This is a genomic window from Pelagerythrobacter rhizovicinus, assembly GCF_004135625.1.
Taxonomy (GTDB): domain Bacteria; phylum Pseudomonadota; class Alphaproteobacteria; order Sphingomonadales; family Sphingomonadaceae; genus Pelagerythrobacter; species Pelagerythrobacter rhizovicinus.
The window spans coordinates 1,122,714-1,134,466 of the sequence record NZ_SDPV01000001.1; the positions used below are offsets into that span (position 1 = coordinate 1,122,714).

10 protein-coding genes are annotated in these 11,753 nt (G+C 67.1%); 6 read left to right on the forward strand and 4 right to left on the reverse strand.

Translation table 11 applies throughout. The features are described 5' to 3' along the window. Window positions 1-284: 284 nt before the first annotated feature. Window positions 285-1,127: a ComF family protein gene (locus tag ETX26_RS05500; protein WP_129523641.1), complete on the reverse strand. Its 843-nt coding sequence runs from the start codon at window positions 1,125-1,127 to the stop codon at window positions 285-287. A gap of 29 nt (window positions 1,128-1,156) precedes the next feature. Between ETX26_RS05500 and ETX26_RS05505 the strand changes: the two genes are divergently transcribed. Further along, on the forward strand, window positions 1,157-1,912 hold the full coding sequence (locus tag ETX26_RS05505) for a methyltransferase domain-containing protein (RefSeq protein ID WP_129523642.1): 756 nt from the start codon (window positions 1,157-1,159) through the stop codon (window positions 1,910-1,912). Here ETX26_RS05505 and ppdK read toward each other — a convergent pair. The 3 genes from ppdK to ETX26_RS05520 form a co-directional block, all read right to left on the reverse strand. Then, window positions 1,909-4,572 (reverse strand): pyruvate, phosphate dikinase, encoded by a 2,664-nt coding sequence (gene ppdK, locus ETX26_RS05510; RefSeq protein WP_129523643.1) that lies wholly within the window; start codon window positions 4,570-4,572, stop codon window positions 1,909-1,911. The two genes, ETX26_RS05505 and ppdK, sit on opposite strands and share 4 nt — an antisense overlap. Window positions 4,573-4,690: 118 nt before the next feature. Then, window positions 4,691-7,213, reverse strand: coding sequence for a glycine--tRNA ligase subunit beta (glyS, locus tag ETX26_RS05515; protein WP_129523644.1), 2,523 nt, complete (start codon window positions 7,211-7,213; stop codon window positions 4,691-4,693). Continuing rightward, the gene (locus ETX26_RS05520; protein ID WP_129523645.1) at window positions 7,210-8,109 is read right to left on the reverse strand and encodes a glycine--tRNA ligase subunit alpha; all 900 of its coding nucleotides are present in this window, start codon (window positions 8,107-8,109) and stop codon (window positions 7,210-7,212) included. The genes glyS and ETX26_RS05520 overlap by 4 nt, the downstream gene beginning before the upstream one ends. Before the next feature lie 150 nt (window positions 8,110-8,259). On the opposite strand from ETX26_RS05520, the gene ETX26_RS05525 reads away from it, so the two are divergent. The 5 genes from ETX26_RS05525 to ETX26_RS05545 all read left to right on the forward strand — a co-directional run bounded on the left by ETX26_RS05525 (window position 8,260) and on the right by ETX26_RS05545 (window position 11,724). After that, window positions 8,260-8,457, forward strand: a complete 198-nt coding sequence (locus ETX26_RS05525) for a helix-turn-helix transcriptional regulator (RefSeq protein WP_129524166.1) — start codon at window positions 8,260-8,262, stop codon at window positions 8,455-8,457. 31 nt (window positions 8,458-8,488) lie between these two features. Beyond that, window positions 8,489-9,097, forward strand: coding sequence for a hypothetical protein (locus tag ETX26_RS05530; RefSeq protein ID WP_129523646.1), 609 nt, complete (start codon window positions 8,489-8,491; stop codon window positions 9,095-9,097). Between the two features lie 37 nt (window positions 9,098-9,134). Continuing rightward, window positions 9,135-10,070 (forward strand): TraB/GumN family protein, encoded by a 936-nt coding sequence (locus ETX26_RS05535; RefSeq protein ID WP_129523647.1) that lies wholly within the window; start codon window positions 9,135-9,137, stop codon window positions 10,068-10,070. After that, on the forward strand, window positions 10,070-10,951 hold the full coding sequence (locus ETX26_RS05540) for a TraB/GumN family protein (RefSeq protein WP_129523648.1): 882 nt from the start codon (window positions 10,070-10,072) through the stop codon (window positions 10,949-10,951). The genes ETX26_RS05535 and ETX26_RS05540 overlap by 1 nt, the downstream gene beginning before the upstream one ends. A 110-nt stretch (window positions 10,952-11,061) precedes the next feature. After that, complete coding sequence (locus ETX26_RS05545) at window positions 11,062-11,724, forward strand: 50S ribosomal protein L25/general stress protein Ctc (protein ID WP_129523649.1); 663 nt, start codon at window positions 11,062-11,064, stop codon at window positions 11,722-11,724. Window positions 11,725-11,753: the final 29 nt, after the last annotated feature.

The following is an 11,753-nucleotide window of genomic DNA, read 5'->3' on the forward strand; positions in this document are numbered from 1 at the left end:
CCTCGCCGTTAGTCGATTTGTTGCACGATAACCACAGCGGCAGCCCAAAATCCGCACCTGGCGCACATGTCACTTTGATGAACGGCGCCGAGATGGGAAGAAGTGCAGGCAGCTCGCAAGGGCCGCCCACCGACCTTCCGGTGCCGCAAGAGCGCCAGGTTCAGGGGGAATGGGGACGCAGCCAGCCGCAAGGTGATGGCGCCCCCGCAACGTTGAGGGATCGGGCTTCGTGCCCGCAGTCGATGGGGGCGACTGCGAAGCTGAAGCGAGGCCGACGATTTTCGTCACGTGGCGCCCGGAGCTTCGGCTTCGGGCGTTTCGTTATGAGGGCCTTTCGTTTCCGGCCGCCCGATGCCTCCGCCGCCGTCCTCCAGAACTCGGGCAAAGCATGCGACGACAACGCGCGCGGCGCCCGCTCGCTTGAGAGCGGCGACGCAGGCATCGCTGGTAGCTCCGCTCGTCAGCACGTCGTCCACCAGCAGGACCTGCGCTCCGCGGATGCGCGCATGGCGGCGCGGGCCGACGGCGATCGCCCCCCGAAGCGTCCGCATACGGGCCTTGCGCCCCAACCCGCCGAGCGCCGGCGTGCGCTTGCGGCGCTCGAGACCATCGACGAGAAGCTCGGCATCCGTCGAACGCGCGATCTCGGCGGCGATAAGAGCGGCCTGATTGAAACCGCGATGCCAGAGGCGCCAGCGGTGGAGCGGAACCGGCATCACCAGCCACTCGCCCTCCATCGCCGGTAGCCGGGCGGCGATCAGGCGGGCCAGCATCGGCGCGAGGGCGATGCGCCGGCCATGCTTGAAGGCCAGCACGAGCTTGCGTGCGGTGTCGTTGTAGAGCGCTCCCGCAGCGATTCCGTCGTGGCGCGGAGGCTGGGCCTGGCACGGCGCGCAGATCGCTCCCCGGCCAGCCGCGTCGCTTGCAAGCGGCCTCTGGCACGTGGCGCACGCCGGTTCGCCGGGAATGACGAGGTCGCCCCAGCATGGCGCGCAGAGCCCATCCTGCTGCGCGATCGCCTCGCCGCAGACCGGGCAGCGCGGGGGGAAGACGAGATCGACCAGCGGAGCGACCGATTCGCGCAGGGTCCTGACGGCACTCACCCGGCGATGCTGTCGCGCTTGCATGGGCAAGGCAAGCCCGGCAGGGCGGGCGAATGATCGAAAGCCGCGTTCCCCAGATCTTCTCGGCCCGGCGGCGGCGCGTCCGCTGGCTGCGGGCCCTCGCCGAGCAGCGCCGCGGCGGCGCAGCCGACTTCGTGTTCCGCTCGATGGCCGAGGAGCTGGAGGAGCGACTCGACTTCATGCAGGTTCGCCCCAACTCCGTGCTGCTGTCCGGCGATCCGACCGGGCTGGCGCAAGCCGCGCTGGCAACTCGGGCGAACTCGGTCCTCGCCGTCGCACCGTCCGACCACGACGAGGAGGCTGCGTTCGACGGCTCGTTCGACCTGATCGCCAGCCTCGGCACGCTCGACACCGTCAACGACGTGCCTGGGGCGCTGATCCACCTGCGGGCCGCTCTTGCACCGGGCGGGATCGCCATGGTGAGCTTCGTCGGCGCGGGGAGCCTGGCCAACCTGCGGCGCGCCCTGCTTGCGGCGGAGCCTGACAGGCCGGCGGCGCGCATGCACCCGATGATCGACGTCCAGGCGGGCTCCGCCCTGATGCAGCGCGCCGGCTTTGCGCGGCAGGTGGCGGACGGCTACACGCTGCGCGTTCGCTATGGCGCGCTCGATCGCCTGGTGGAGGACTTGCGCGACCAGGCTCTGACCAATGTTCTGGCAGCTCCGCCGCCGCCCCTGTCGCGGACCGCCCTCCAGCGCGCCCGCGATGCGTTCGCCGACGCGGCCGACGAGGACGGACGCGTCACCGAACTTTTCGAGATTGTCACCCTTACGGGCTGGAAAGACTAGCGGAGTGTCGCCTGCGCCGCGGCCAGCCGCGCGATCGGGACCCGGTAGGGCGACGCGCTCACGTAATCGAGCCCGACCTTGTCGCAGAAGCCGATACTGGCCGGGTCGCCGCCGTGCTCGCCGCAGATGCCGAGCTTGAGGTCGGGCCGCTCCGCCCTGCCCCGCTCGGCTGCGAGTTCCACGAGCTGCCCGACGCCCTCGACGTCGAGACTCACGAACGGATCGCGGGCGAAGATGCCCTTCTCCACGTAAGGGGCGAGGAAGCGCGCCGAGTCGTCCCTCGAAACTCCGAGAGTAGTCTGGGTCAGATCATTGGTTCCGAAGGAGAAGAACGCCGCTTCTTCGGCAATATCGCCTGCCATCAGTGCGGCGCGTGGGAGCTCGATCATCGTGCCGACGAGATATTCGAGCGTGCGCCCCTTCTCCAGGAACACCTCGGCCGCAGTACGATCGACCAGCGCGCGCAGGAGTTCGAGCTCGCGCCGGGTGGCGATCAACGGGATCATGATCTCAGGCACGGGCGCCGCTCCGCTTGCCTCTGCAACCTCGCACGCCGCCTCGAAGATTGCGCGGGCCTGCATCTCGTAGATTTCCGGGTAGGTGATCCCGAGCCGGCAACCGCGGTGGCCGAGCATGGGATTGAACTCGTGCAGTTCGTCCGCCCGGCGCCGGAGGCGGCCGACGTCGACGCCGGTCGCTTCCGCCAGTTCGGCGAATTCGGCGTCGCCGTGCGGAAGGAATTCGTGCAGTGGCGGATCGAGCAGGCGGATCGTGCATGGCAGGCCGGCCATGACCTCGAAAATCTCGCGGAAGTCGGCGCGCTGTTCGGGCAGGAGCTTGGCAAGCGCCGCGCGGCGCCCCTGCTCGCTTTCGGCAAGGATCATCTCGCGCACGGCGCTGATCCGTCCGGCGTCGAAGAACATGTGCTCGGTGCGGCACAGGCCGATGCCTTCGGCGCCGAACTGGCGCGCCATCCGGCAGTCCGCCGGCGTCTCGGCATTGGCCCGCACCTTCATCCGCCGATGGCGGTCGGCCCATTCCATCAGCGTGCCGAAATCGCCCGCGAGCTCGGGTTCGACGGTTGCGACCTCACCGGCCATGACCTGGCCGTTGCCGCCGTCGAGCGTGAGCGTGTCGCCCTCCCCCAGCTCGCGCTCGCCGATGCGTAGCGTGCGCGTCTTGAGGTCGATCGAAACGCCGGGCGCGCCGGAGACGCAGGGCCGGCCCATGCCGCGCGCCACCACGGCCGCGTGTGACGTCATGCCACCGCGCGCCGTCAGGATACCCTGCGCAGCGTGCATGCCGTGGATATCCTCGGGGCTCGTTTCGACGCGGACGAGGATCACCTTCTCACCGCGCTGCGACCATTGCTCCGCAGTGTCCGCGTCGAGGACGATACGGCCCGACGCCGCGCCGGGAGAGGCCGGCAGGCCGGTGGTGAGCACGTCGCGCGGCGCATCGGGATCGAGCGTGGGGTGAAGGAGCTGATCGAGCGCCATCGGATCGACGCGCAGCACCGCCTCTTCCTCGCTGATCAGACCTTCCTCCACCATGTCGACGGCCATCTTGAGGGCCGCCTTCGCGGTGCGCTTGCCTGTGCGGGTCTGGAGCATCCATAGCTTGCCACGCTCGACGGTGAATTCGATGTCCTGCATGTCGCGATAGTGCCGCTCGAGCAGGTCGAACACGCGGGCGAGCTCGGCGTAAGCCTGGGGCATCGCCTCTTCCATCGAGAGCGGCTTTGCTCCTGCGGCCTCGCGCGCGGCTTTCGTCAGGTACTGCGGCGTACGGATGCCGGCGACCACGTCCTCGCCCTGCGCGTTGACGAGATATTCGCCGTAGTAAGCCCTCTCGCCCGTCGCCGGATCGCGCGTGAAGGCGACGCCGGTGGCGGAGGTCTCGCCCATGTTGCCGAATACCATCGCCTGGACGTTGACCGCGGTGCCCCAGTCTCCGGGAATATCGTTCAGGCGGCGATAGACCTTGGCCCGTTCGCTGTCCCAGCTATCGAAGACCGCACGAATCGCGCCCCAGAGCTGGCGGGAGACCTCCTGCGGAAACTGCTCGCCGAGTTGATCGGCGACGATCCGCTTGTATTCCTCGACCAGCGCCTGCCAGTCCTCACACTCCATCTCGGTATCGTTGTAGAAACCTTTGTCTTCCTTGGCGATCTCAAGCGCTTCTTCGAACAGGCCATGATCGAGGCCGAGCACGACGTCGGAATACATCTGGATGAAGCGGCGATAGGAGTCCCAGGCGAAGCGCGGATCGCCCGAGGTGGCGGCGAGACCTTCCACCGTCTCGTCGTTGAGGCCGAGGTTGAGCACGGTGTCCATCATGCCCGGCATCGAAACGCGCGCGCCCGAGCGGACCGAGACCAGCAGCGGGTCGGCCGCGTCGCCGAAGCGCTTGCCGACGGTTTTCTCGATATGCTCCAGGGCTTTGGCCACCTCGGCGCGCAGTTCCTGCGAGAAATCGCCGCCCTCCTTCAGGTAGCGGACGCATTCCTCGGTCGCGATGGTGAAGCCCGGCGGAACCGGCAGGCCGATCGCGGCCATCTCGGCGAGGTTCGCTCCCTTGCCGCCGGTAACGGTCTTGTCCTTCTGTCGTGCATTCGTATGCGGCGCATCGCCGCCGAAGGTGAAGACCGTCTGTTCCATTGCGCTCCCTGCCGGAAAAGTTACCGGGACGATGCCGTCCCCACCCCTAAGTGCGCGATCCAACCGGTTGTTCCCGGACGATATTTCGTCTCCAGGCCAACCCGTGCGGAGCGCGCCCTCACCCCTCGATGCGCGAGAAGTCGGCCACTTTGTGCACCGCAGCACGGAAGCGCGCAAGCAGATCGAGCCGCGCGGCGCGCTTCTTTTCTTCATCCGCGTTTACCGTCACTTCGTCGAAGAAGCGGTCGATCGGCGCGCGCAGCGAGGCGAGCGCGGCCATGGCGGCGGCGAAGTCTTCCTGTTCCACCGCCCGCGCGGCTTCGGGCTCCGCAGCGTGCAGCGCGTCTATCAGCGCCTTCTCGGCCGGCTCGGGCGTGTAGGACAGCCCGCTCGCGTGCCGCTCCGCCATCTTCGCCGCCACCACGGCCGCGAGATCGGGGTCGTCGACGATCGCCAGCGGATCTTCCTCGCCAGTCTGCGCGATCTCGCCCTCGATGCCGCGCCAGTCCTCCTTCTTGAGGATGTTGGACGCACGCTTGTAGGCGGCGAGCAGATTGGCGCCGTCCTCGGTCTCGATAAAGGCCTGCAGTGCGTTCACACGAGCAAGAAGCCGCACAAGGTCATCTTCGTTCCCGAGCGCGAACACGGCGTCGATCAGATCATGGCGAACGCCGGCCTCGCGTTGCTGGACTTTGAGGCGATCGGCGAAGAAGTCGAGAAACTCCCGTTCGGAACTCTCATACTCGGTCAATATCGCCTGAGCACGAGTTCGCCCAAACTGCTTCATTTTGGTCGGATCAGCAACTCGATGAGCGCGATCCTCCATGATCTCGAACACATTTTCAGCTTCCTGAGCCTGCCGCAGGGCAAAGAGGTCGAGCGACTTGAAGTAATCATCGTCAATAGCCCGTTGAGCCTTGGGAACCTCGGAGTTGTCCAATCGCAGGTTCAGACGCGCAGGCAAGAAGGTTGCGCGATACACAACACTCAGGGGAATCCGCAGATTGTTCTGAGCTACTACGGCAGCGAGGCTGATTGCAGCGCGCCGGAGAGCATATGGGTCTTTTGAGCCAGTCGGTTTATCGTCGTTTGCGAAAAACGCGGCAACTGTATCCAGCTTATCCGCCAAACTCACCGCAACCGTCACAGGCGCGGTTGGCACTTCATCGCCCTGCCCGACCGGCTTGTAATGGTCGCGAATGGCATCAGCGACTTCGTCGGGCAGGCCCTCGGCGCGGGCGTAGTAGCCGCCCATAAGGCCCTGGAGTTCGGGGAATTCCCCGACCATTTCGGTCACGAGGTCGGCCTTGGCGAGGCGTGCGGCCTGTTCGGCGAGGTTGGCCAAATCCCCCTCCCGCTTGCGGGAGGGGTTAGGGGAGGGAATGTCGGAGTCGGACGAAGCAGGCCCTCCCCCGGCCCCTCCCGCAAGCGGGAGGGGGGATTCGCGCACGATCCCCTCCTCCACCAGCCAGCGGGCCAGCTTCGCAACACGCTCGACCTTGTCGGCAACGGTGCCGAGCTTCTCGTGGAAGGTGATCCGCTCGAGCTTGCTCGCATGGTCCGCCAGCGAGGTCTTGCGGTCCTGCTCCCAGAAGAAGCGGGCGTCGGAGAGGCGCGCGGCGAGGACTTTGCGGTTGCCGTCGACGATCGCCGCGCCGCCGTCCTCAGCTTCGATGTTGGCGGTGCAGACGAAGGCGTTGGCGAGCTCCTGCGTCCCCGCGGAGGCGGGGGCCTCGTGCGGTTGCTCGCCTTCGCCTGAGGCCCCCGCCTGCGCGGGGGCTCTGGTACACACGAAATACTTCTGGTTGGTCCGCGCGGTGAGCTGGATCACTTCGGGCGGGACGTCGAGGAAAGCCTCGTCGAAGCGGCCGAGCAGTGGCACGGGCCATTCCGTGAGGCCGGCGTTCTCGATCACCAGACCCTCGTCCTCGACCAGCGCGAGCCCGGCGTCGGCGGCGGCCTTGCGCGCGCCCTCGCGGATCAGCGCCGCGCGTTCCTCATGATCGACGATCACGTGGCAGGCGCGCAGCTTCTCGGCGTAGTCGTGCGCGCCGCCGATGGTGATCTCACCCGGACAGTGGAAGCGATGGCCGAGCGTGGCATAGCCGGAGCGGACCCCGTCCACCGCGCATTCGACCAGATCCTCGCCCAGGATCGCCACGATCCCAGACAGCGGGCGCACCCAGCGCAGCGAGCCGGTCGAGACCGAGGCGGCGCCCCAGCGCATCGACTTGGGCCAGGCGAAATCGCGCGCGATGGCCGGGATCGCCTCTGCGAGGAGATCGCGGGTCGCACGGCCCGGCTTCTCGATCACCGCGAACCAGGTCGGCCGACCTTTGACCTCGCGAAGCTCGAGCTGATCCCGACCGACGCCGTTCTTGCGGCAGAAGCCGTCGATCGCCGCGTCGGGGGCGCCCTCCGGCGGCCCCTTGGCTTCCTCCCGCACGGCCTCGGTGCTTTCCGGCAGGCCCCGCGCGACCAGGGCGAGCCGGCGCGGGGTCGACCAGACGGTCACCTCGCCGATCCCGACCCCTGCGGCATCCATCTCGCGGCGGAAGAGCTTTTCCAGCTCTCCCCGCGCGCCGGCCTGCATCCGGGCGGGGATCTCTTCGGAGCGCAGTTCGAGGAGGAAGTCGCTCATTTCGACCACTCCGGGCACTTCTCGGCCCAGCGCGGGGCTTCCTTCGCCATGTAAGCCTCGCAGCTACCGCGGGCGAGGTCGCGCACCTGGGCCATGTAGCTGGCGCGTTCCTGCACGCTGATCACGCCGCGGGCCTGAAGCAGGTTGAATACGTGGCTCGCCTCGATCGCCTGCTCGTAGGCGGCGATCGGCACGTTGTTGTCGAGGCAGTTGCGGCACTCCGCCGCGGCCTTGCGGAAGAGGTCGAACAGCGCGTCGGTATCGGCGACCTCGAAGTTCCACTTCGACATCTGCTTCTCGTTCTCGAGGAACACGTCGCCGTAGCTCACGCCGCGGCCGTTGAAATCGAGATCGTAGACGTTGTCGACGCCCTGGATGTACATCGCCAGGCGTTCCAGCCCGTAGGTCAGCTCGCCCGCGACCGGCTTGCAGTCGAACCCGCCCATCTGCTGGAAGTAAGTGAACTGGGTCACCTCCATCCCGTCGCACCAGACCTCCCAGCCCAGCCCCCAGGCGCCGAGCGTGGGGCTTTCCCAGTCGTCCTCGACGAAGCGGATATCGTGCAGCAGCGGGTCGATACCGATGACCCGGAGGCTTTGAAGGTAGAGGTCCTGAATGTCGGCCGGGCTCGGCTTCAGGATCACCTGATACTGGTAGTAGTGCTGCAGCCGGTTGGGGTTCTCGCCGTAGCGGCCGTCGGTCGGGCGGCGGCAGGGCTGGACGAAGGCCGCGTTCCACGGCTCCGGCCCGAGCGCGCGCAGCGTCGTGGCGGTGTGGAACGTGCCCGCCCCCATCCGCATGTCGTAGGGCTGGAGAATGAGACAGCCCTGCGCGCTCCAGAAATCGTGGAGCGCGAGGATCATGTCCTGGAAACTTTCTGCGGGATTCCGGTCCATCGCGCCGCGCCATGACGGCTGAAGTGAAAAGCGTCAATGGCAGGCCACGCGGAGCAAGCAACGCTTGCTATTTGTCAGGTCTTCTTGACACAGTCGTGAACTCACGACATATAGTCAGGTATTCCTGACATAGTGGCAGGCAAGGGCGATATGGACAACCGGTTGAAAGTGCTGCGCGCGGAACGTGACTGGAGCCAGGCGGAGCTGGCTCTCCGGCTCGACGTCTCGCGCCAGGCGGTCAACGCTATCGAGACGGGCAAGCACGATCCGTCGTTGCCACTCGCCTTTCGCATCGCCCGTCTGTTCGGGATGCCGATCGAGGAGATTTTCGATGATGGTCACGCATGAGGATCGATCCCGAGGGCCGGAGGGCGGTGGGATGACTTTCGGCAAGGCCCTCGGCGGGCTGGCGCTGGTGCTCGGCGCGATCTTTGCCGCAGGCGTCGCCCTGGGCCTGGCAGTCGTTGCGGTGACCGATGGCCCGACCGGCCTCATGCTCGCAACGATCGTGGCGACGCTCGCCGCCTGCGGCGTTTGCCTGTGGGGCCTGTTCCTGCTGAAGCCCTGGCCCGCAGGTGACGAACCCGTTGCGCCGAGCCAGCGCCGTGCCCGTACGATGCTCGTACTCTCGGGAATCCTCGGCGGGGTCCTCGGCATCATCCTCTCGCTCGGAATGTTCGGTGACGGAGGGATAGATTTTGCTTTCAGCAACGCGCCGCTCGCACCGGCCGCGGCCGCAGGTATCCTCGCCGGATGGCTGCTGTTCGTCCCCGTGCTCTCATGGATATGGTGGCGCAATATCGACGAGCACGAGGCGCAGGCGTACACCTACGGCGCCGTCGTCGCGCTCCATCTCTACTACTTCGTCACGCCTGCCTGGTGGATCGGGTGGCGCGGCGGCTTCCTGCCGGAGCCGCAGCACATGCTGGTCTTCATTCTGGCGACGATCGCCTGGCTGGGCGGATGGGCGTGGCGCCGGTACCGCTGACACCATAGACTTTCCCTGCAACAAGGATCCAGAAACGATGAAACTGAACCGCATCTCCACGAACATCCGCACGCTGCTGCTCGGCGCATCGGCCTGCGCCTTCGCCTTGGTCGCCCCGGCCCAGGCGCAGGAGGGCGCGCCCGCAGCAGCGGAGGCGCAGGAGGCGGTGGCCGCTACGCCGGCGCTGTGGAAGGTCGCCGACGAGGATACCACGATCTACTTGTTTGGCACGGTGCATGCGCTGCCCGACGGCATCGAGTGGTATCACGGCCCCCTCGCCGAAGCGCTCGGTTCGTCCGAGATCCTTGTGACCGAGATCGAGATGACACCGGAGTCGATGGCCGCGACCCAGCAGCTCGTGTTGGCCAAGGGCGTACTGCCCGAGGGGCAGACGCTGCGCGACCTGCTGAACGACGAGCAGCGCGCCGTATACGAGGCAGCGCTGGCCAAGGTCGATCTGCCGGCCGGCGCCTTCGACCGGTTCGAACCGTGGTACGGCGCCATGATGATGACCATGCTGCCGCTGCTCAAGCAGGGCTATTCGCTCGACGCGGGGGTCGAGAAAGTGCTGGAAGCCAAAGCCGGTAACGGGATGGAGCGCGGCGCACTGGAGACCATCGAGGAACAGCTCTCGATCTTCGACGGTCTGCCGCAGGAAGCACAGATCGCATTCCTGATGGAGACGGTCGAGGGGGTCGACGAGATCAAGGCGATGCTCGACCAGATGGTTGCGGAATGGGCCGAAGGCGACGCGACCGAGCTCGCGCGACTGATGAACGAAGGTATGACCGATCCGGTGCTGGCCGAGCGCCTGCTCTATGCCCGCAACGCCAACTGGGCGGAATGGATCGACGAACGACTCGATGCGCCGGGTACGGTATTCGTCGCGGTCGGCGCGGGGCACCTTGCCGGCCAGCAAAGCGTGCAGGACAAGCTCGCCGAGCTCGGCATCGAGACCACCCGGGTCCAGTGATGCGGGGCGTTGCCCTCGCCCTTGCAGCGCCGCTCGCGCTCGCTGCTTGCGGGACGGCCGATCCGCCGCCTGGTTTCGACGGGCCGCCATCGCCCGCGCTGTTCGAGATTTCCTCTCCGGACGGCGCGGTAGAAGGGTGGATGTTCGGAACGATCCATTCATTGCCTGACGGCGTGGCGTGGCAGACCGAGGCGCTGGACGGCGCGCTTGCCCGGGCGGATCTGCTGGTGGTCGAGGTGCGCGATCTCGACGATCCGGCGGCCCTCTACGAGGTTTTTGCCGCCCGCGCCTATGCTGCCGGGGAGCCTCCTCTCCCGGCAAAGCTGCCCGCCGCGCTGCGCCGAGACCTCTTTGCGATCCTCGCCGAGCACGACGTCACCGCCGATGCCTTTGCCGGCATGGAAACATGGGCTGCCGCGCTGACGCTAGCGCAACATGCCGAGACGGGCGATGCCGCGAACGGCGTGGACCGGGCGCTGCTTGCCCGGGTCCCGCGCGAGAATGTCGTTGAGCTCGAAGGCGCTGCGCGGCAGCTTGACGTGTTCGACCGCTTGCCGGAGGCGGAGCAGCGCGATCTGCTCGCGGCAGTGGTTGCGGACATGGTCCGGCATGGCGACGACCCCGCGCGGCATGCCCGGGCCTGGTACGAAGGCCGGATAGATCACCTGGCCGATCCGGCGACGAGTGCGATCCTCGCCGATCCGGAGCTGCGGGAGGCGCTCTATGCCGGCCGCAACCGCGACTGGGCGGTGCGGCTCACGGAGCTGCTCGCAGACGATCCACGGCCGTTCGTCGCGGTGGGATCGGCGCATCTTGCGGGCGAGGACGGGCTGCCCGCGCTGCTTGCCGCCCGCGGCTACACAGTGCGGCGCATCCAGTAGCGTGCTTGCATTTCCGCCGCGGCCCGCTATAGGCGCGCGCTTCCGGCCATGGTCATCCCTGGAGGCGTGGCGGAAACCTGTACTCAGAAGCATTTCGAAAGGTAAGTGACATGAGCGACGCTCTGACCCTGCCGGCCGAGACGCGCGATCGGGCTGGCAAGGGAGCCTCCCGTGCACTGCGTCGCGAAGGCCGTGTTCCCGCCGTCATCTACGGCGGCAAGGAAGCCCCCACTCCGATCCACGTCGAGGAACGCCTGCTGGTAAAGCAGCTCGGCACCGGCCACTTCATGAACTCGATCGTCGAGATCGAATTCGGCGGCAAGACCTTGCGCACGCTGCCGAAGGACGTCGCTCTCCACCCGGTTACCGACCGCCCGATCCACGTCGACTTCCTGCGCCTGGCGAAGGGCGCCAAGGTCGATGTCGCCGTGCCGGTGCTGTTCGTGAACGAAGAAGCGAGCCCCGGCCTCAAGAAGGGCGGCGTGCTCAACGTCGTGCGTCACGAGCTCGAACTGGTCTGCGACGCGGACAAGATCCCGAGCGAGATCGAGATCGACGTCACCGGCCTTGAGGTCGGCGACTCGATTCACATCAGCCACGTCAACCTGCCCGCAGGTTCGGAAAGCGCGATCACCGACCGCGACTTCACCATCGCCACTGTCGTCGCTCCGTCCGCGCTCAAGCGCGCCGAGGCTGCCGAGGGCGAGGAAGCCGCGGCCGACGAGGTTCCCGCCACCGAGCAGACCGAAGAAGAGGAAGGCGGCGAGGAGTAATCCCGCCCGTTCCTTTACGGCATTTTTCG

Excerpts from the sequence above, each read along its gene's own strand:
- ETX26_RS05500 (WP_129523641.1), bottom strand. The coding sequence starts at position 1,127 with ATGCAAGCGCGACAGCATCGCCGGGTGAGTGCCGTCAGGACCCTGCGC.
- ETX26_RS05505 (WP_129523642.1), top strand. The coding sequence starts at position 1,157 with ATGATCGAAAGCCGCGTTCCCCAGATCTTCTCGGCCCGGCGGCGGCGC.
- ppdK (WP_129523643.1), bottom strand. The coding sequence starts at position 4,572 with ATGGAACAGACGGTCTTCACCTTCGGCGGCGATGCGCCGCATACGAAT.
- glyS (WP_129523644.1), bottom strand. The coding sequence starts at position 7,213 with ATGAGCGACTTCCTCCTCGAACTGCGCTCCGAAGAGATCCCCGCCCGG.
- ETX26_RS05520 (WP_129523645.1), bottom strand. The coding sequence starts at position 8,109 with ATGGACCGGAATCCCGCAGAAAGTTTCCAGGACATGATCCTCGCGCTC.
- ETX26_RS05525 (WP_129524166.1), top strand. The coding sequence starts at position 8,260 with ATGGACAACCGGTTGAAAGTGCTGCGCGCGGAACGTGACTGGAGCCAG.
- ETX26_RS05530 (WP_129523646.1), top strand. The coding sequence starts at position 8,489 with ATGACTTTCGGCAAGGCCCTCGGCGGGCTGGCGCTGGTGCTCGGCGCG.
- ETX26_RS05535 (WP_129523647.1), top strand. The coding sequence starts at position 9,135 with ATGAAACTGAACCGCATCTCCACGAACATCCGCACGCTGCTGCTCGGC.
- ETX26_RS05540 (WP_129523648.1), top strand. The coding sequence starts at position 10,070 with ATGCGGGGCGTTGCCCTCGCCCTTGCAGCGCCGCTCGCGCTCGCTGCT.
- ETX26_RS05545 (WP_129523649.1), top strand. The coding sequence starts at position 11,062 with ATGAGCGACGCTCTGACCCTGCCGGCCGAGACGCGCGATCGGGCTGGC.